Origin of the sequence: Arthrobacter alpinus (assembly GCF_001445575.1) — a bacterium.
In the GTDB taxonomy this organism is placed as follows: domain Bacteria; phylum Actinomycetota; class Actinomycetes; order Actinomycetales; family Micrococcaceae; genus Specibacter; species Specibacter alpinus_C.
Genome location: NZ_CP013200.1, coordinates 3256156 through 3276388, shown reverse-complemented (window position 1 = coordinate 3276388; position 20233 = coordinate 3256156). Strand labels below are relative to the sequence as shown.

General features: G+C 61.9%; 16 protein-coding genes, 1 tRNA gene and 1 pseudogene. 13 read left to right on the top strand and 5 right to left on the bottom strand.

Features of this window, described 5'->3' with window-relative positions:
* Positions 1-225: 225 nt before the first annotated feature.
* Positions 226-2123: pseudogene (locus AS189_RS14610) on the top strand (propionyl-CoA synthetase).
* A 132-nt stretch (positions 2124-2255) separates the two neighbouring features.
* Here the strand turns inward: AS189_RS14610 and AS189_RS14605 are convergent.
* The 3 genes from AS189_RS14605 to AS189_RS14595 form a co-directional block, all read right to left on the bottom strand.
* Positions 2256-3539 (bottom strand): dicarboxylate/amino acid:cation symporter, encoded by a 1284-nt coding sequence (locus AS189_RS14605; RefSeq protein ID WP_062290448.1) that lies wholly within the window; start codon positions 3537-3539, stop codon positions 2256-2258.
* 204 nt (positions 3540-3743) lie between these two features.
* A complete protein-coding gene (locus AS189_RS14600) occupies positions 3744-5417 on the bottom strand; it encodes a DUF6297 family protein (protein WP_062290445.1) in 1674 nt (557 codons plus the stop codon).
* A 4-nt stretch (positions 5418-5421) separates the two neighbouring features.
* On the bottom strand, positions 5422-6171 hold the full coding sequence (locus AS189_RS14595; protein ID WP_082634334.1) for an ABC transporter ATP-binding protein: 750 nt from the start codon (positions 6169-6171) through the stop codon (positions 5422-5424).
* A gap of 158 nt (positions 6172-6329) precedes the next feature.
* Between AS189_RS14595 and AS189_RS14590 the strand changes: the two genes are divergently transcribed.
* The 9 genes from AS189_RS14590 to AS189_RS14550 all read left to right on the top strand — a co-directional run bounded on the left by AS189_RS14590 (position 6330) and on the right by AS189_RS14550 (position 14382).
* On the top strand, positions 6330-7211 hold the full coding sequence (locus AS189_RS14590; RefSeq protein WP_062290442.1) for a ParA family protein: 882 nt from the start codon (positions 6330-6332) through the stop codon (positions 7209-7211).
* A gap of 1 nt (position 7212) precedes the next feature.
* Complete coding sequence (locus AS189_RS14585; protein ID WP_424580666.1) at positions 7213-8175, top strand: segregation and condensation protein A; 963 nt, start codon at positions 7213-7215, stop codon at positions 8173-8175.
* A 67-nt stretch (positions 8176-8242) separates the two neighbouring features.
* Complete coding sequence (scpB, locus tag AS189_RS14580) at positions 8243-8851, top strand: SMC-Scp complex subunit ScpB (RefSeq protein ID WP_062293757.1); 609 nt, start codon at positions 8243-8245, stop codon at positions 8849-8851.
* Positions 8852-8887: 36 nt separating this feature from the next.
* A complete protein-coding gene (locus AS189_RS14575; RefSeq protein WP_062290439.1) occupies positions 8888-10051 on the top strand; it encodes a pseudouridine synthase in 1164 nt (387 codons plus the stop codon).
* A gap of 7 nt (positions 10052-10058) precedes the next feature.
* Positions 10059-11162, top strand: coding sequence for a prephenate dehydrogenase (locus AS189_RS14570; protein ID WP_062290436.1), 1104 nt, complete (start codon positions 10059-10061; stop codon positions 11160-11162).
* A complete protein-coding gene (cmk, locus tag AS189_RS14565; RefSeq protein WP_062290433.1) occupies positions 11159-11878 on the top strand; it encodes a (d)CMP kinase in 720 nt (239 codons plus the stop codon). The genes AS189_RS14570 and cmk overlap by 4 nt, the downstream gene beginning before the upstream one ends.
* A complete protein-coding gene (locus AS189_RS14560; RefSeq protein WP_129587293.1) occupies positions 11875-12597 on the top strand; it encodes a lysophospholipid acyltransferase family protein in 723 nt (240 codons plus the stop codon). Before cmk ends, AS189_RS14560 begins: the two co-directional genes overlap by 4 nt.
* Positions 12594-14150: a ribosome biogenesis GTPase Der gene (der, locus tag AS189_RS14555; RefSeq protein WP_062290427.1), complete on the top strand. Its 1557-nt coding sequence runs from the start codon at positions 12594-12596 to the stop codon at positions 14148-14150. Before AS189_RS14560 ends, der begins: the two co-directional genes overlap by 4 nt.
* Before the next feature lie 158 nt (positions 14151-14308).
* Positions 14309-14382: transfer RNA gene (locus tag AS189_RS14550), tRNA-Pro, on the top strand.
* Between the two features lie 69 nt (positions 14383-14451).
* On the opposite strand, the gene AS189_RS14545 is transcribed toward AS189_RS14550, so the two are convergent.
* The gene (locus tag AS189_RS14545; protein WP_062290425.1) at positions 14452-15876 is read right to left on the bottom strand and encodes a flavin-containing monooxygenase; all 1425 of its coding nucleotides are present in this window, start codon (positions 15874-15876) and stop codon (positions 14452-14454) included.
* A complete protein-coding gene (locus AS189_RS14540; protein WP_062290422.1) occupies positions 15876-16454 on the bottom strand; it encodes a TetR/AcrR family transcriptional regulator in 579 nt (192 codons plus the stop codon). The genes AS189_RS14545 and AS189_RS14540 overlap by 1 nt, the downstream gene beginning before the upstream one ends.
* A gap of 55 nt (positions 16455-16509) precedes the next feature.
* Between AS189_RS14540 and AS189_RS14535 the strand changes: the two genes are divergently transcribed.
* From AS189_RS14535 to AS189_RS14525, 3 genes are read left to right on the top strand one after another with little or no spacing between them, the layout of a single operon-like run.
* Positions 16510-18252: an FAD-dependent oxidoreductase gene (locus AS189_RS14535; RefSeq protein ID WP_062290419.1), complete on the top strand. Its 1743-nt coding sequence runs from the start codon at positions 16510-16512 to the stop codon at positions 18250-18252.
* On the top strand, positions 18249-19040 hold the full coding sequence (locus tag AS189_RS14530) for an alpha/beta fold hydrolase (RefSeq protein WP_062290417.1): 792 nt from the start codon (positions 18249-18251) through the stop codon (positions 19038-19040). Before AS189_RS14535 ends, AS189_RS14530 begins: the two co-directional genes overlap by 4 nt.
* A 9-nt stretch (positions 19041-19049) precedes the next feature.
* Positions 19050-20213, top strand: a complete 1164-nt coding sequence (locus AS189_RS14525; protein WP_062290414.1) for an acyl-CoA dehydrogenase family protein — start codon at positions 19050-19052, stop codon at positions 20211-20213.
* Positions 20214-20233 lie beyond the last annotated feature (20 nt).

The window sequence follows — 20233 nt, the reverse complement described above, 5'->3', positions numbered from 1 at the left end:
AGTCATTACCTGTGTTTCCTGCTCGTTTAGTGGTGCTCGACAGGACATCTACTGGTGCTCTACAGAACACAATACCCGTTCTATGTATACAAGCAAGAGCAATTTAGCGTTTATTTTCTAATTTTCTGCCAAAGAATTCAAATAATGTATACATTGATGGTTGTCAGGGCCCAAAGTTGAGCGGTAGCATGGCTCACATCACATCAACGTGGATGGAGCAGCACCATGGCATTGAAAGCCGTTAGCTACAGGGACGAATACCAGCGCAGTATCAGTGACCCCGAGGGGTTCTGGCTCGAGGCAGCCACAGCTGTGGATTGGGTTGTTGCGCCTGCACAGGCTCACAACGGAGAGCAGTCGCCCCGCGGCCGCTGGTTCGCCGATGGTGAGCTCAACACTTCTTACAACGCATTGGATAGGCACGTTGCGGCCGGGCGCGGCGATCAGCCGGCCCTTATCCACGATTCCGCTATGACTGGCACACAGCGTGTCTACACCTACGCGGAGCTTACAGATCAGGTGGCCCGCTTCGCGGGAGTGCTCCGCGCTCAGGGTGTAGGCAAGGGGGACCGGGTGCTGATCTACATGCCCATGATCCCCGAGGCTGCCATCGCCATGCTGGCCACCGCTCGGCTGGGCGCCATTCACTCGGTGGTCTTCGGCGGATTTGCCGCCAGCGAGCTGGCCGTGCGCATCCAGGACGCCGGGCCCACAGTTGTTGTCACCACCTCGGGTGGCTTGGAGCCCAACCGTCTGGTGGAGTACCTGCCCACGGTTCATGAGGCGTTGAGCAAGGCCGGCGTCCCGCAGCTGCCCGTGGTCATCAAGCACCGTGATGGCTTTGCCGCCGATCCCGCGAGCCTCGGCCTGAACGCCGTGGATTGGGAAGCTGCACTCGCAGACGCGCAGCCTGCCGAACCCGTGCCGGTGAAGGCGAGCGATCCGCTCTACATCCTCTACACCTCGGGCACTACTGGGGCGCCCAAGGGAGTGGTGCGCGATAACGGTGGGCACGCCGTCGCACTTCTGTGGACCATGAAAAATCACTACAACATTGGTCAAGGAGATGTCTGGTGGACGGCCTCCGACGTTGGCTGGGTGGTGGGGCATTCATACATTGTTTACGGGCCGCTGCTGGCCGGAGCAACCACCGTCATGTACGAGGGCAAGCCTGTTGGCACCCCCGACGCCGGTGCGTTCTGGCGCGTCATTGAGCAGCACAAGGTCAAGGCGCTGTTCACCGCGCCTACCGCGCTGCGGGCTATTCGCAAGATGGATCCGGAGGCGGAGCTGCTCAAGAAGTACGACGTCGGCAGTCTGGAAACGCTGTTCACCGCGGGTGAGCGGCTGGATACCGATACCTATCATTGGGCGGGCAAGGTGCTCGGGGTGCCTGTGGTTGATCATTGGTGGCAGACCGAGACCGGCTGGGCCATTGTGGGTAATCCTCGGGGGCTGGAACCACTGCCGCTCAAGGCTGGCTCGCCCACGCTGCCGATGCCCGGATTCGATTTGCGGATCGTGGATGGGATGGGAGTGGACGTGGCTGTGGGGAGGAGGGAAACATTGTGCTGGGGCTGCCGCTGCCACCTGGCACACTACCTACGCTGTGGAATGACGATCAGCGCTTCATTGATTCCTATTTGAGTGCCTTTGAGGGGTTCTACGTCACGGGCGATTCCGGCTACCAAGATGACGACGGCTACGTGTTTGTCATGGGCCGTACCGATGATGTCATCAACGTTGCCGGCCACCGGCTCTCCACCGGAGCCATCGAGCAGGTTCTGGGCACCCATCCGGCCGTGGCGGAATGCGCCGTCATTGGTATTGCCGACGTCCTCAAGGGCCAAAAAGCTGTGGGCTATGTGGTCCTGAAATCGGGGGTGACGTTGTCCGAGGAGGACTTGAAAAAGGAACTTGTGGCGCTGGTCCGGCGCGAAATTGGGCCCGTGGCAGATTTCAAGTCCGCCGTGGTGGTGGATGCGCTGCCCAAGACCCGCTCTGGAAAGATCCTGCGGAAGACCATGCGCCAAATTGCCGACGGCGACGCTTACGTGGTGCCCTCAACCATTGAGGACTCCTCGGTGATTGATGCGCTCATGCCGGTATTGCGTCCCAGCTAAGGCTTCTTGCAGGGAACGCAAAAGCTCCGGGTAGCGCTGATATCAATCAGCGCTACCCGGAGCTTTTGCGTGCTCACCAGAGCCGGTAATTCATTGGGCCTAAATTGCTCGCCCTAAATTGTGGGGCTTAGATTACTGGGCCAGCGTGTGTGAGGCTGCTTCGCTACCCGGGGCAGCTTCGACGGTTTCGTCGGAGGGATCCTGTGCCTGCGTGCCGAGGTGGCCACGGGTGAGCTTGTTCATGATCAGGGCAATGGCGCCGTCACCGGTCACGTTGGTGGCCGTACCGAAGCTGTCCAATGCGATGTAGGCCGCGAACATGAGCCCAACCTCCACCTCGCCGAAGCCGAGCATCTGAGCGAGCAGGCCCGCGGCTGCTGCAATGGCGCCGCCGGGAACACCCGGGGCGGCGATCATCATGACGCCGAGCATCAGGATGAAGGGAAGATACGCGCTGAAGGACACATCGCCGCCGGTGAGCAGCAGGACGGCGATGGAGAAGCAGGTGATCTTGACCATGGAACCGGACAAGTGAATCGTGGCGCACAAGGGAATGACGAATCCGGCGACGGAATCGGAGACGCCGTTCTTCTTCGTTGACGCAAGCGTTACCGGAATGGTCGCTGCCGAGGAAGAGGTGCCCAGCGCGGTGAAGTAGGCGTCGCGCATGTTCCACAGAGCCTTGAACGGATTCAAGCCGGACATGGAGCCGGCAATGGAGTACTGGGCGATCAGGACAACGAATGTCAGGGCGAAGGACACCACGGCTACCAGCAGGAACTTCGTGACCACAGTAACCGCCGATCCGCTGGCTGCGAGATCCATGAAGATGCCGAAGATGAACAGCGGAAGTGCTGGCACAATGATGCGCCGGATCACGGCTTCAATAATGGTGCGGAACTCGATGGCTCCACGGAAGAGCACCTTGGACTTGAACGCGGTCAGGCCAATGCCGATCACGAACGCGAGCACCAAGGCACTCATGACGCCGATCACCGGCGGAAGGACGATCTCGGTGGCTGAATCTCCAGCGCTACTGACCACCGTCAGGTAGGGGGTGAATCCTGAACCGTTTCCCGCGCCAATCTCTGCCAGTCCGCCGCCGGACAATGAATCGGTAAAGAGCCACCGGCTCACAAAGTAAGCAAGGAGCCCGGCCAGGATGGTGGAACCATAGGAGATCAGCGCTGTGACACCGAGCCACTTGCCAGCGCCCTTGCCCAGTTCAGCGATGGCCGGCATCACGAGGCCCAAAATAATGAGCGGCACAATGAAGCTCAGGAACCCGGAGAAGATTGAGTTGTAGGTCAGGAATACCCCGCCGAGCCATGCAGGCATAACGGGGCCGATCAAGATACCCAGGACTATGGCTAGGACAATCCAGCCAAGTAGTGGGATCGATTTCAGCAGCTTCATGGTGGTCCTCTGGTCGTCTGGTGTGGTGCCGTGCGACGCTGCGCGGCACTCTGGCGGCGCAAGGCACGCCTCAGCAATAGTAGACGGTGTGGGTCGGGACACATAAACGGCAGTGTCTGGCAGCAATGGACCTGCTGCCAGGTGCCGCCAGCCTGTCCGCTACTTACTGGCGCGGCATCCTCCGGTATTGATTCGAGGCGAGTGCTACTTGCCAGCCTTTGCCGGGGGAGTCCTGAACAAGCCGCCATCCTTGGCGGATTTGGGCTTGCGCACGTGAGTGCCCCACAAAAAAGCCAGCCAGGTCAGCGTCAGCTGAATGGGGAAGGCAATGGAGGGCACGCCGCCTGAGATTAGGCAGATCAAGACCGGTAGCAACACAATGAGGCTGAGGTCTGGACCACTCAAGAATGATTTGATGGCACCTGTGGGGATGGGGCCAGTGGGGGAGGCCACAGCCGGCATGTTCCAGTCCGGGGCCGGTTTAAAGCCGGCACGCAATGTGGCTGCCCCCAGCCCCGGTCCGGCAAAGATCGCGAGGATGAGTAGGGCAGGTGAGCCCACTCCCAAGGCGAGCAGTAGACCAAAGCAGATCGGTGCCCATACCGTCATGGCTACGGCCGGGACCAGATAATGGACTCGGCGCACGGTGGTTGCCGGCAGCGGCATGAGCATGTCCACCGCCGGATTGCCGTTAGCGAACCGTGCGGTGGCACCCAAGGCAGTTGCAGAGAAATGGGCACACAAGTACAGGGCCACAGCAATCAAGATGGCATTGCCCAAGAACTCCACCGACGCCAATGACGCCGGAATGGCGGCCAAGACCAGAACCCGCAACAGTGTGCTGGGGGAGCGCAGCGCCATGGTGGCATGCGTACTGGCAAGGGTCTTGATGCTGCGTGCGTGGACCGTGCCACGCTTGAAAATCATCGGCAGCCTCACGTTGCTGGTGCCCGTGGCAGGTCCAGTGCTCAAAGACCGCGACAATTCAGTGGCATCCATCGACAGCAGAGAACTCGCCGCATAAGCGCCAGCCGCAGCACTCTTCTTCAGTGCCGCCGTCGTAATCCGCTCAAGGTTTATGTAGACAAGCGTCAGCAGCCCCAGCGCAAGGGCCACAATCAACAACGGCCAGGTGGCGCCGTCGGCCACTAAGAGCGGCCAACTCGTGGGGAGATACTTCAGCCAGGCGGTCTGCGCGCCGGTGATGGCATGGCTACCGGCCACATTGTTGTAGAGGGCCGTGGCTACCAGCGTTAGTGGAGCGAGCAAGGTGATGACCCCCATGACCTTCTTCAGCCAGGCACCGGAGCCGGTGATCTGACACCACGACGCAATGCCATACAGAAGCCAGGCCAGGCCCGCGCCGCAGAGGACTGCCAAGGCCAACCGCCCCGGAGTGGGGGAGGATGCCATGCCCAAAGACAGGGGCAGCACCACAATGACGGCGGCGATGGTGGGCCAGAGCATTGACGTTAGGAAGCCGGGCTGGATAAACCCTCGGCGGCGGACCGGGAGCCCCAGCCACCAGGCGGTTTGAGGCAGCGTCATGGCAACAGGACCCATGGTCATCTCCAAGGACAAAAGCCCAGCCGCCAGGGTCAGCAGCACCGTGGCGCTGGCTTGCAGCAAGGTGACGGAATGGAATCCCGGGGCCACGGCCGAGGCCAGCAGCGCAGATTCGTCGCCCACTCCCAAGCTGTGGCGCAGGGCCACGATGAGGGCCCCGGCCATGGTGAGCAGCGTCAAGCCGCCCAAGATGGAGGTATACACCTCGGAGACAAGTTCCATGAGCCCGCCCTCGGTCCGGCTGAGCCCGACCTTGAACGTGTAGCTGCGGATTTCTTTGGCGCTCAAGCGCTCTTTGGTTGTAGTGGCCATGGCTTTAGTCCGCGTGCGGGTTCTCTGAAGCGATCGCCGTCGCGGCTTGCGTGGGTGTCATGGCGTGGATGGTGTCGGAAATGAAGATGGCCTTGGTGGCCACGGTGGAGAGGAAGTCCGGATCGTGAGTGACTACCAGCAGTGCCAGCCCGGTATTCACCTCGGCGCGCAGCCGGGTGGCCAGTTTGTGCCGCATGGCCGTGTCCAGGCGCTGCTCGGGTTCATCCAAAACCAGCAAAGAGCGGGGACGGACAAAGGCTGCCGCGAGAAGCATGCGGCGCCGCTGACCCGAGGACAGGTTATAGGGGCGGGACTTGGCCAGTGCCGAGAGACCGAAGAACTCCAGCTCGGCAGCAATGACCGCCTCCACATCGTCCACACCGTGTCCGGCCGAGACGATGGCCAGATGCTCCTCAACCGTGAGGGAGGGGAAAAATGCGTCATCGTCAAAGACCACTGCTACCTCACGGCGGAAGTCCAAAGTTCGGTCATCGACCTCGGCGCCGTTGATCCGCGTGGTGCCCGAGACTGGCTCAAGCTGACCCACCAGCGTCTTGACCACCGTAGACTTGCCGGCACCGTTGGGTCCCACCAAGGCCAGCGCCTGCGCCGCGTGGAGGCTGAAGCTAACCACGCCGCAGACGGCCTCACCTGCGTAGCCCGCCTGGAGTTTCTCTGCCCGGACCACGTCTTGACGCTGTGCAGCTTGACGTGGTTTGGAGGTGTCGCCGGTGGGGCTGGTTCTTTTGCTCATCACCTTCGAAGTATAGACTTCTAGCAACATTCAACTTCAGCTTGAGGGTCAAGGCTCAAAAGCTATACGGGGCAAATGTTCAAAACATGTACCCGTCAACCGGTAACCTTGTCACTGGTAGCGCAGAATTATTAAGCAGCGAAAGTGTGGACTGACAGGTGAGCAACGAGCAGGGTGCAACGGCACTTGCCGGCGAGGATGTACTGGGCCCTACTGGGCGTCCCCTGACGGAATTCCCCGAACCTCCGGTTCTTGTTTCTCATGGCCCGGCCCGCATTATCGCGATGGTCAACCAAAAGGGCGGCGTCGGAAAGACCACCTCCACCATTAACTTAGGTGCTGCGCTGGCAGAAGCCGGGCGCAAGGTGCTGCTAGTGGACTTTGATCCGCAGGGCGCCCTTTCCGCTGGTTTCGGCACCAACCCCCACGAGCTGGACGTCACCGTGTACAACGTGTTGATGGACCGCAAGGTAGACATCCGCGATGCCATCATCCACACCGATGTTGAGAACATTGACATTCTCCCCGCGAACATTGACCTTTCAGCAGCCGAAGTCCAGCTCGTCAACGAGGTGGCCCGCGAGCAGGTTTTGGCCAGTGCCTTGCGCAAGGTTGAGGATGACTACGACGTTGTCCTCATTGACTGCCAGCCTTCTTTGGGTTTGCTGACCGTCAATGCTTTGACCGCCGCTCACGGCGTGATCATCCCGCTGATTTGCGAATTCTTTGCCCTGCGCGCAGTGGCGCTGTTGGTGGAGACCATCGATAAGGTGCAGGACCGCTTGAACCCGGGTCTGCAGGTCGACGGCGTGCTGGCCACCATGTACGACGCCCGCACCCTGCACGGCCGTGAAGTCTTGGCCCGCTTGGTGGAAGCCTTCGGCGACAAGGTCTTCGAAACCGTCATCAAGCGCACCATTAAGTTCGCCGACGCCTCCGTGGCTGCCGAGCCCATCACCTCCTACGCGAGCAACCACCAGGGCGCCGAGTCGTACCGCCGGTTGGCCAAGGAACTGATCGCCCGAGGCGGCTCGCCCTAACTTGAGCTCATCAACATTCGTCGCGGGGATCGCGGCAGAAACACCCTTAGAGACTTCGCAAACCTCGGCGCCCACCAGCGTCGAGGCAACGTCTCCGAGGCGCTTTGAAGTACGCCTGGAGAACTTCACGGGCCCTTTTGACCTGCTTTTGGGGCTCATTTCCAAACATGAGATGGACATCACCGATGTGGCGATCGCCACTGTTACGGATGAATTCATCAGCTATTTGAAGGCCCTGCAGGATCTCGGGCAAGACTGGGCGCTGGATGAAGCCAGCGAATTCCTGGTCCTCGCCGCCACCTTGCTGGATCTGAAGGCTGCCCGGCTGCTGCCTGCGGGCGAGGTGGAGAGCGACGACGATCTGGCCCTTTTGGAGGCCCGTGACCTCTTGTTCGCACGGCTTCTGCAATACAAGGCGTTCAAGGAAGTAGCCACCCTTATGGGTGGTGAACTTGATCGCGAGGCCCGGCGCTTCCCCCGCCAGGTAGGCCTTGAGCCGCACTTTGCCGCACTCCTTCCCGAACTTGTCTGGCGCCACACGCCCCAACAATTTGCCGAACTGGCAGCCCGGGCACTGGAACCCAAGGAAGCTCCGAGCACCACTGTGGCCCTGACGCACCTTCACGTGCAACCCGTCAGCGTCAGGGAACAAGCCGCCATCATCACCGCCATGCTCACCGAAGGTATGCCCGAAGAGGGAGATCCGGGCGCAGGGGGCTGGGTGGGAAAGCCTCTGACCTTTGCAGTGCTGAGCGCCGATGCCGACTCTTCCATGATGGTCATTGCCAGATTCCTGGCCCTGCTGGAATTGTTCAGGGACCAGATGATTTCCTTTGAGCAGCCAGAACCGTTGGGGGAGCTGCGGGTCCAGTGGAGTGCCGGCGTGGTGCCGGCCCCAACAGCTGAGGCAGCACAAGAGCACCCTAGTGACGTTGCTTTTGAGGGAGAGGTTCACCATGCCTGAGAACGCCACGTTTCACCAGAAGAGCCACTCGGAAAGTCCCGAAAAAAGCCTTCAGGAAAGCTCCCCCATGGCTGAAATGGACGGCTCTGGGCTCCTCGATTCTAGGGACAGCGTCCGTGCAGCCCTGGAAGCCGTCTTGATGGTGGTGGATGAACCGGTTTCAGAGGAACAGTTGGCCTCCGTGGTGGGATTGCCCGCCGCTACCATACGTGAGCTATTACACGAACTCGCAAGGGAGTACGACGGCTATACTGGAAAGGGTGACACCGTACCGGTTCGCGGCTTTGAACTCCGGCAACTTGCCGGTGGTTGGCGTGTTTATTCACGTCCCGCGTACGCCGAGATCGTGTCCGCGTTTGTTGTGGACGGCCAAACGGCCCGGCTCACGCAGGCAGCCTTGGAGACTCTAGCGGTGATTGCTTACCGCCAGCCGGTCTCCCGAGCCAGTGTCTGCGCCATTCGTGGCGTGAATGTGGACTCTGTTGTCAGGACGCTTGCGCAGCGCGGGTTGATTGAGGAAGTGGGCACCGATCCGGTGTCCGGGGCTTTCCTGTACCGCACCACGGCGTACTTTTTGGAACGGCTTGGGATGGGGAGCGTGGACGAGTTGCCGCAAATTGCACCGCACCTGCCCGGTCTGGAAAACCTTCAGGATTTCGATGATTCACACTTTTAGCATGACCACAACATTTAGCACTTTAAGGATTATTTAATGACACCGTCACCCCGCTCCGGGAACTCTTCCGGACAGTACCAACCGCGTGGCGGTAAGCCGCGCTCAGGCGCACCCAAGTCCGACGGCTACAAGGGCGGATCCAAGTCGGGCGGCTACAAGGGCGGATCCAAGTCGGGCGGCTACAAGTCCGATTCTTCCGACGGCCTCAAGCCGGGCGCTTTGCGCGCAGCAGGTTACAACGCCGACAGGGCCAAAGCGGCCAGCGAGGGCGGTTACAAGTCCGGTGCCCCCAAATTGGGCGGCCCCAAGGCTTCTGCCCACAAGCCCGGTGCCCGCAAGCCGAGCCAGACCGGCGCCCGTCCGTTCAAGAACGAGCAGTACGGCCGCACAGTTGGCCCGTCGAAGAACCGCCCCACCGAGCAGAACCGTCGCCCGTCACGCACCACCGATGACATTGACATTCACAACGCAGAGGGCGTGCGCCTGCAGAAGGTCATGGCCATGGCAGGCGTAGCGTCTCGCCGCCTGTGCGAGGACATGATCCTGGAAGGTCGCGTCCAGGTTGACGGCGTCACTGTTAACCAGCTGGGTCTTCGCGTTGACGCGGCTACGGTAGAAATCTCTGTTGATGGCATGACCATTCAGACCAACGATGCCTTGGTTTACATGGTCTTCAACAAGCCCAAGGGCGTTGTTTCCACCATGGATGACCCCGAAGGCCGCCCCTGCATCAGCGACTTCTTGAAGAAGCGCCAGACCGCAGAGCGCCTCTTCCACGTTGGCCGTTTGGATACCGGCACCGAGGGCCTGTTGCTCTTGACCAACGACGGCGAACTGGCCAACCGCTTGACCCACCCCAAGTACGAGATCCCCAAGACCTACCTGGTCCAGGTCAAGGGCCCCATGGCTCACGGCGTTGGCGCCCAGCTCAAGGACGGCGTGGAGCTTGAGGATGGCTGGCAGAAGGTTGACTCCTTCCGCCTCGTTGACTCCACCCCGGGTCACGTCTTGGCTGAGGTTGTTTTGCACTCCGGTAAGAACCGCATTGTTCGCCGTATGTTCGATTCCGTCGGTTACCCGGTGGAGCGCCTGGTGCGCGTGAAGTTCGGACCGATTGCACTAGGCGATCAGCGTCAGGGCAGCGTCCGCGTCTTGGGTCGCCACGAGATTGGCTTCCTGCTCTCCGACGTGGGGATGTAAGCAACGGATGAATCCTTCGCACTTGAGCGGACCCGTGCTGGTTCTTGGCAGTGGACTGCTAGGAGCCAGCATTGGTTTGGGGCTGCGGGCTCGCGGCATTGAAGTGGTCCTGAGCGACCCTTCGCCGTCGGCACAGGCTGTGGCTGTGGACATTGGCGCCGGACGCGCCTTTGACCCTGCCGAAAACCTGGCACCCCAACTGGTGGTTGTGGCAGTTCCGCCGGACGTCACGGCCGCCGTTGTGGCAGCCGCGCTCCTGCGCTACGGCTCCGCCGTGGTGGTTGACATTGCCAGTGTGAAGGGTGCCGTTCTGGCCGAACTTCAGGGCCGCGAAGGTCTGGACGCGTCCGCACTTGCCCGCTATGTGGGTACTCACCCCATGGCTGGGCGCGAACGTTCGGGTCCGGTTGCGGCTCGTGGTGAACTGTTTAACTCGATGCCGTGGGTGCTGTGCCCGTCGGAGGCGAGCAGCGCACACGCCATCAAGGTGGCGCATTCGCTGGCCATTGATCTGGACGCTGTGGTGTTCCGTTTCACCCCTGACGAGCACGACGGCGCCGTGGCTTTGGTCTCGCACCTGCCGCAGCTCATGTCCTCGCTGGTGGCGAGCCGGCTGGCCGAAACGCCGTCGCATGCACTGTCCCTTGCGGGCAATGGGCTTCGCGACGTGACCCGGATTGCCGCCAGTGACCCCTCGCTGTGGGTGCAGATTCTGGGTGCTAACGCCCCCAAGCTCTTGGAGATTATGCAGGGTGTGCGGACCGACCTTGACCGGTTGATCAACACGCTCAGCGCCCCCACAGCACCCGGTGCACGTTTGGATTTGGCTCAGCTCATGGCCGAAGGCAACGCCGGACAGAGCCGAATTCCCGGCAAGCACGGTGGCCCGGCACAGCAGTACTCCTGGCTGACCGTCCTGGTGGATGACAAGCCCGGACAGATCGCCAAGCTGCTGACCGAGATCGGTGAGATTGGCGTCAACCTCGAAGACTTGCGCCTTGACCACTCGGCTGGCGTGCAAGTGGGCATGGTGGAGCTTTCGGTGCTGCCCGCACGCAGGGTGGCATTGGTGGAGGAATTGACGGCACGCGGGTGGAAGGTTATTCAATGAACAACGCAGATGTGACGGTGCAGCAGATTCGTATAGGCAAGCCCCTGGTGATTGCTGTTGACGGACCCTCCGGTTCCGGCAAGTCCAGTGTCAGTAAGGCCGTGGCTCAGCGCCTGGGCCTGGCCTTCCTGGACACCGGTGCCATGTACCGCAGTGTGGCCTGGCATTGCCTGAACGCCCAGATCAGCTTGGATGATGCCGGCGCCGTAGAGGCGGCAGCGCGCACCATCAAGATGGAACAGAGCATGGTTCCGGAGACCGAGTTCTTCAAGGTCAACGGAATCAATGTCACCGACGCTATCCGCGAACCGAAGATCTCATCTTCGGTCAGCGCTGTGGCCACCAACTTGGGTGCTCGTGCAGCATTGGTGCGTCGCCAACAGGACCTCATCGCCGAACACGGCCACCGCATTGTGGTGGAAGGGCGGGACATCACCACAGTGGTGGCCCCCCACGCCGAGGCGCGCCTGATCCTGACAGCCAGCGAGGAAGCTCGCCTGCGCCGCAGGGGACTCCAGCTCGGTGGCACGCAGACTGTGGCCCAGCTCGAGGAGCAGGTTTTGGCCAGGGACGCGAAGGATTCAACAGTGGTTGATTTCCAGCGTGCCGCTGACGGTGTTTACACCGTCGACTCTTCGGATCTGGATTTCGAAGAGACCATCCAGGCTGTCATCACCGTGGTTCGCCAGGCAGTAAACGCCGGTCCTGCTGCATGAGCCGTGGCGAGACGCCGCTGCGGGTACTGACGGAGCCGCCGCCGCGGTGGAAAACTTTGTGGAGCCGTCCGGTGGGGCGCTTCTTGAACCACGTGGTGTACAACACCAAGATTCTGGGACGGGACAACATTCCAGCAACCGGCCCCGTGGTCTTTGCCGCAAACCACCTGAGCTACCTTGACGGACCAGTCATGGTGGGGGCCAGCAGTAGATACATGCATGTCATGGTCCGCCATAACATGTTCAAGGGCCTCCTTGGTTGGGTGTTGTTTGCTTCCGGGCAGATTCCAGTGAACCGAAGTGGCGACCGGGCAGCCTTGCAATACGCCAAGGCGGTCTTAGATCGGGGAGAGTGCATTGGTATTCTGCCCGAAGGCACCCGGGGGACCGGGAATGCCGCCAGTATGAACAGCGGGGTGGCGTGGTTAGTACTTAACTCAGCCGCCGCCGTCGTACCTGTTGCAGTCTTGGGAACAAGACACAGCGGGGAACATCGCGATAAAATTCCAGCACCACGACGCACACTGCACGTAGTGTTTGGGGAACCATTGACAATCATGCGTGAACCCGGAGTTTCCGGCCGTGTTTCAATGGACAGAGCAACCGAACAAATCCGCCTGCGGCTGGCGGCACACATTGCCGCATCGCAAGCCGCAACAGGGCAGGATTTGCCCGCGGATGATCACCTATCTTCAAAGCATAAAGGACAGCAACCATGAGCGACCCCAAGTCATCCGCACCCTACGGTGACGGTGAGTTTGGTCACCTTGAATTCGTACCCACGGGTACCGACCAAATCGCCGAGAAATTGGCGGCCATCTCTGACGAGGACGCTGACGCCCGCGCGGCTGGCCTGCTCGCTGGCCTCGCAAGCTACGAACTCGACGAAGCCGACGCCGCACTGCTTTCAGGCGAGTTCGACGACGGCGAGAGCTACGACCCCTACCGCCAGAACCCTGTACTGGCCATTGTGGGACGCCCCAACGTGGGCAAGTCCACCTTGGTTAACCGCATCTTGGGCCGCCGCGAGGCCGTTGTTGAGGACACCCCCGGTGTAACCCGCGACCGTGTCCAGTACGACGCCACCTGGAATGGCCGTAACTTCACCCTGGTGGACACCGGTGGTTGGGAACGCGATGCCCGCGGTCTGGACCTGCGTGTTGCAGAGCAGGCTGAAATTGCCGTGGAAATGGCTGACGCCGTGCTGCTCGTCGTGGACGCTATCGTGGGCATCACCGCCTCCGATGAGGCCATTGTGCGCATGCTGCGCAAGTCCAAGAAGCCTGTCATCCTGGTCGGTAACAAGATTGACGATCTGGTCCAGGAAGCTGACAACGCCATGCTGTGGGGCCTTGGTTTGGGCGAACCGCTGCCGGTTTCAGCCGTGCACGGCCGTGGTGTTGCCGACATGCTTGACCATGTCATGGACACCCTCCCTGAGTTCTCCGCCGTCTCCGGTCTTGAACGATCCGGCGGCCCGCGCCGCGTTGCCATGATTGGCCGCCCCAACGTGGGCAAGTCCTCACTGCTGAACAAGCTGGCCGGTTCCGAGCGCGTTGTTGTTGACAACGTGGCCGGCACCACGCGTGATCCTGTCGATGAAATGATCGAGCTCGGCGGGCGCACCTGGCGTTTCGTGGACACCGCCGGTATCCGCCGCCGCGTGCACATGGCGCAGGGTGCTGACTTCTACGCCTCACTGCGTACCCAGACTGCCTTGGAAAAGGCTGAAGTTGCCGTGGTGCTTTTGGCTGTTGATGAAATCCTGAGCGAGCAGGATGTGCGCATCTTGCAGCTGGCCATCGAATCAGGCCGCGCCCTGGTGCTGGCGTTCAACAAGTGGGACTTGATGGACGACGAGCGCCGCAAGTACCTGGAACGTGAAATTGATCAGGATCTGGCTCACGTCAGCTGGGCCCCTCGGGTCAACATCTCCGCGAAGACTGGTTGGCACAAGGACAAGCTGGTGCCCGCACTGGACCTGGCCTTGGAAAACTGGGACCGCCGTATCCCCACAGGCCGCCTGAACGCGTTCTTGGGCGAATTGGTTGCCGAGCACCCCCACCCCGTACGTGGCGGCAAGCAGCCCCGAATCCTCTTCGGCACCCAAGCTTCTAGCCGCCCGCCGAAGTTCGTGCTGTTCACCACCGGCTTCCTTGACGCAGGCTACCGCCGCTTCATCACGCGCCGCCTGCGTGAAACTTTCGGCTTCGAGGGAACTCCCATTGAAGTCAGCATGCGCGTGCGCGAAAAGCGCAGCAAAAAGAAGTAAATAGCAGTAAAAGCTGCTTGTTCCCCGGCCGGAATTCACGCCGGCCGGGGAGTGAGACGCCAATCACAACAAAATCGGTTATAGAGCCTCAAAATATGGGGTAAACTATTTCCCGGTGGTTCAGCCAAGGCAGATAAAAATGCTTGGCGCTGAACTTTCGGGCTGTAGCGCAGCTTGGTAGCGCACTTGACTGGGGGTCAAGGGGTCGCAAGTTCAAATCTTGTCAGCCCGACCGAACAAAACCGCTCAAACACTGGGAATGTCCAGAGTTTGAGCGGTTTTTTGTTGCCCAAAAATGGGGTTAGCGCCCAAACGTGAACTCGGACGGTTCGAGCACTCGGGTGCGCTCCACGTAGCTGGTGGTGCCCCCTGGCCAATTCGAGGTGATGCGCCCCGATCCAGGGTCTCTGTACCAGCTGTCACAACGCGTCCATGCAGACGTGGATAGCGCGCCTTGGACCGCGTTGTCCCAGGCCTGTTCGGCGGATTCCGTCGCCTCGAGGGTCTTCGCGCCGGTGGACACCATGTAGTCCACGCTTTGGCGCATGTGGGACGCTTGCGCCTCCAGCATCCGGATGATGGAGCTTCCGCCCAGGTTCGTGTTGGGGCCGTAGGACAAAAGCAAATTGGGAAACCCGGGGACGTAGATTCCCAGGTGCGCCCTGGCGCCCTGCGCCCAGTGCTGGTGTAAGTCCACGCCGTCGGATCCGGTGACGATGATGCCCCGCAGGAACCCCTGGGCATCGAACCCGGTGGCGTAGACAATGGCATCTGCGTGATGAAATGCGCCCTCGATGGTTTCAATGCCGTCTGGGCGGATACGGGCTATCCCCTCGGTGACAAGGTCTACATTCTCCCGGCACAGCGCCGGATAGAAGTTGTTGGAGAACAGGATGCGCCGGCACCCGATGGGGTAGTCCGGGGTGAGGGCAGCGCGCAGGGCAGGATCTGCGACCTGCCGCCGCAAGTGGAATCGCGTCACGGAACGGCTCACGCGAGCGGCGAATGAGCCGTCCTCGAGGGCCCGGGAGAATTGTTCGCCGAGCCACTGGAAGAACGGGCGTTCAATCCGGGCGGCGAACGGACGGTACCAGAGGGGGTAGCGGCCATCGGGTTTGGGCCAGATGTAGTTGGGGGTGCGTTGATACAGCGTGACGCGTTCGGCGATGGGGGCTAGCTGCGGCACCGCCTGCACAGCCGTCGCCGCGGCTCCGATCACCGAAACCCGACGCCCGGTGAGGTCAAGGCCGGCCGGCCACTGCGCCGAGTGGAACGCCGGGCCCTGGAAGCTCTCGGCTCCCGGGATCGCCGGGATAGCGGGGTTGGATAGCTGGCCCACAGCGCTGATGAGGACATCGACCTCCTCATGCGTGCCGTCGGCAAACCTCACGTTCCAAGCGGTACCGCTCCACTGCGCGCCGCGCACCTCGGTACTCAGTCGCGTACGGGAGGCTACACCTTCGCGGTGGGCCACAGCGCGCAGGTACGCCAGGATGTCTGGCTGCTCGGCGTAGCGCCGCGGCCACAGCTTCGAAGGAGCAAAGGAGAAGGAATAGAACGGGGAGGGTACATCGCACGCAGCCCCGGGGTAGATATTGTCACGCCAGACGCCACCTATCGCAGCAGAGCGTTCCCAGAGTCGCACATCGCTATATCCGTGTCGGAGGAATTCGGCCGCGACCGCTGTGGCGCCGAACCCGGAGCCGATGATCCCAATGCGCGGCATTAGGTCACCCGTACGGCGCGTAGTACCGCCGCCGTGCTGAGTTCCAGGACATCCTCGCGAGTCAGGGTTTGACGCTGCAACCACTCTCGGCAGAGCGCTTTCGTGAAGGCGGCCACCGGGCGGAGCCGTGGACGTAATCCTGCATCGTCGGGAAGTCCCAGTGCATCGAGCATGAAGCGGGCGGCACGGTCATCGGCGGCGTCGACGAGCGCTTGAACATCATTGTCAAGGTTCCGCTGCTCGGCGCCGGAGGCGTTGACCCAACTCTGCCCGTACGCCTGCGCGCCATCCAGGATCCATGACATGGTCAACGTGGCACGCTCTGCGATGGGCCGGCCCGCAAGATCGGGAAGTTGCTCAAGAGGCAGCCGAGCGGAGGCGGTCATGACCGCCAGAAAGAGCTCTCGCTTCGATCCGAAGTAGTGGTGCAGCAAACCACGCGCAACGCCTGCCGCGGCGGCGAGTTCTTCCAGGGAGACATCGTCGTAGCGGCGATCGCGGTAGAGCTCGGCGGCGGCGTCCAGTATCTGCTGCCGACGCGCATCCGGGCTCAGGCGAGTCCTCGGAGTGTGGTCCATAGCGCCAGTCTGATCGGCTATTGGCAAACTGTCAATAGTAGGATAGTTTGGCCGCATGAACGACTATGACGTCGTGGTGATCGGCTCCGGGTTCGGTGGGAGTGTCGCAGCGCTGCGCTTGAGTGAGAAGGGCTATCGCGTCGGTGTCATCGAGGCGGGCCGGTGGTTTCGTGATGAGGAACTCCCGCAAACCTCGTGGCGGCTGCGTCGCTATCTATGGCTCCCCGCCGCGCGCTGCTTCGGCATCATGCGCATGACGCTGCTGCGTAACGTTTTGGTCGTCAGCGGGACGGGTGTGGGCGGTGGATCCCTGGTGTACGCCAATACGCTCTACGAACCGCTGGATGATTTCTACCGGGACCCGCAGTGGGCGCACATCACTGACTGGAAGTCCGAGCTTGCCTCGCACTATGACCAGGCCAAGCGGATGCTGGGTGTCACCACGGCTCGCGCTACAACAGCTGCCGATGCTCTGATGCGAGATCTTGCGGCGGACTACGGTGTGAGTGACACGCTGCACCCAGCCGAAGTGGGCGTCTTCTTCGGAGACGGGCCGGGCGTTGCAGCCGCTGACCCCTTCTTCGGCGGCATGGGACCGGCGCGGAACGGCTGCACGGAATGCGGTGCATGCATGACTGGCTGCCGTGTCGGCGCGAAAAATACCATCGTGAAGAACTATCTCCCGCTTGCCCAGCGCGCCGGAGCCAGCATCCATGCGCTGACCACTGTGACAGATGTGCAACCCATCGCTGGTGGGCGCTATCGCGTCAGCGGGCACGCTACCGGCAACCCGCTCAAGCGGGCGAGCTACACTGCGGAGCACGTGGTCTTCGCTGGAAACGCACTGAACACTCAACGCCTTTTGCACCGGCTCAAGCAGCGGTCACTGCCACGGCTCTCACCGCGGTTGGGGGAGCTCAGCCGGACAAACTCTGAGGCGGTGTTGTCTGCTCGATCGAGTGCAGCGGACGCCGACATGACCCATGGAACGGCCATTACGTCGTCGTTCTACCCCGACCCCCAGACTCATGTTGAGCCGGTGAGATATGGGCGGGGCTCGAGCCTGCTGGCGCTCCTGAATGCTCACCTTGTGGATCCCGTGGAGGGGATCCCGCGCTGGCGGGCGGCACTCCAGACGTACCGCACGCTTGGATGGCGTGCCGCGCTGCGGATGCACTCGGTGTCGCGTTGGGCGGAACAATCAGTCATTGTGCTGGTCATGCAATCGCTGGACAACTCGCTGAGCACCTACTTGAAGCGCGGGTTGTTCGGTCAGCGCATGACCACGCGGCAGGGGCGGGGCGAACCAAATCCTGAATGGATCCCCACTGCACACCGCGTTGCCCGTGACCTTTCACGCCGCGTGGACGGCCTGGCTGGCGGCTCCTCGGCGGATCTGATCGGGATCCCCATGACGGCTCACTTCATTGGTGGCTGTGTCATTGGGACCTCCATTACCGAGGGGGTGATCGACCCATACCAGCGTGTCTTCGGCTACGACGGGCTGCATATAGCCGATGGCTCCGCGGTAACGGCCAACCTCGGGGTGAACCCATCGCTGACCATCACGGCGCAAGCCGAACGAGCCATGTCATTCTGGCCCAACCGAGGAGATGCTGATCCGCGGCCGCGCCTCGGGGAGACGTATCAGCGCATCGACGCCGTGGCGCCGGTCAGTCCAGTGGTGCCCAAGACAGCCCCCGGCGCTCTGCGTCTGCCCGTGCGGCTCCCACTGCCCGTTGTCCGTCCAGAAGCAGTCCGTGCAGCAGCCGTCCGTCCAGAACCCGGCACCCCATGACGGTCGCGGTGCACGTGGGCGGTGCGGGGCCTGACATTGTGCTCCTGCACGGCCTTGGTTCCCGTTGGCAGATCTTCACACCCATCATTGGCGCTCTCGAACAGCATCACCGTGTCCACGCCTTCGATCTGCCAGGGTTCGGCGAGCAACCGTACCAGCCGTCGTTGCGTCCCGGGATCGCTGGCCTCGCCGACTGGGTGAGCGCCGAACTCCAAGCGCGTGGGATCCTCTCACCACACATTGTGGGCAGCTCGATGGGAGCAGGTATTGCCCTGGAACTGGCCCGCCGCGGCATCGCCGGCAGCGTCACCGCCTTCGCACCCATCGGTTTTTGGAACGCTGCCGAGCGCCGGTGGTGCGTTGGCGTGCTGAGCGTACTGCGCATCGCGGCACGGGCCATGCCGCGACTGCTCGGGGTAGCGTTGCACACCCGCGCGGGCCGCGCAGTGCTGCTGTTCCCGCTGTTCGGCCGGCCCGCCCACGTTGCCCCTGAGGCAGCCATAGCCGACCTTGCCGCTCTCGCAGCCAGCGATGGTTTTGCCGCTGCGCGTGCCTCGTTCCGTAAGCAGCGCACCATTCCCGCAGCCGACGGCGTACCCACCACCATCGTGTGGGGACGCCGCGATCTGGTGCTTCCCGCCCGCACTCAGTCGCGCAGAGCCTGCCGCGTCTGGGGGAGCGCACACCATGTGCTTCTGGACGGCTGCGGTCACCTGCCCTTCTCCGACGCCCCTGAGCGCTGCGTTGCCCTGATCCTTGCAGCGCATCCCTCCTCCTCCACGAGATAAGGACACCAGATGAAGAGCACCTTCTACACCGAAGACCACGAGGCGTTTCGAGAGAGTGTGCGCGAGTTCCTGCGCCGAGAGGTGGAACCCCACTACGAAACGTGGGAAAACGAACGCCTCATTCCCCGCGATGTGTGGCTGCGTGCGGGAACTCATGGAATGCTCGGGCTCGCTGTGCCTGAGGAATTTGGTGGCGGTGGCGAACCCGATTACCGCTACAGATTCATCTTCGCCGAAGAGGTGGCGCGCACTGCGGTGACCTCATTCGGCGTCGGGATCGGTCTGCAGGAGGACATCCTGATCCCTTACATGCTTGATCTTGCCAACGACGAGCAGAAAAGGCGCTGGCTCCCAGGCATGGCAGACGGGCGCATCATCGGTGCCATCGCCATGACCGAACCAGGGACAGGGAGCGATCTGCAAGGCATCCGCACCAGGGCCGTGCGGGACGGGGATCAATGGGTCCTCAATGGCGCCAAGACGTTCATTACCAGCGGCATCCATGCGGATCTTGTGATCGTTGTGGCCAAAACCGATCCGGAGGCGGGCTCACGCGGTTTCAGCTTGTTTGTCGTGGAGGCCGGCGACCCAGGGTTCTCCCGCGGGCGCAAACTCGACAAGATCGGACTGAGCGCTCAGGATACTGCGGAGCTCTTCTTCACGGATGTCCGGTTGGGAGAGGATCGCCTCCTCGGAAAGCTCGGTGGTGGCATGCGGTACCTGATGGAACGCTTGCCGCGCGAGCGCCTCTCCATTGCTGTGGCAGGGGTGGCTGCTTCTGAAGCGGCCGTGCGGTGGACGCTGGAGTATGTCCACGAGCGCACCGCCTTCGGTCAAAAGATTGGCGACTTCCAAAACACCCGGTTTGTTCTTGCCGAGCTCGAGACAGAGACTGACGTGACCCGCGCCTATGTGGAGAAGGCAGTGCTCGCCCTGAACGAGGGAGAGCTCACCGCGGTTGAGGCGTCCAAGGCGAAGTGGTGGGCCAGCGAACTGCAGGTCCGTGCCACCACCCGCTGCCTGCAACTTTTTGGCGGATTTGGCTACATGCTCGAATACCCCATCGCGCGCGCCTATCGGGACGCCCGCATCCAGACCATTTACGGTGGCACCACCGAAATCATGAAGGAGATCATCGGCCGCGAACAGGCCGCCCGCTACACCACCCAGTAGTCCATGCCCGGCACCCACCA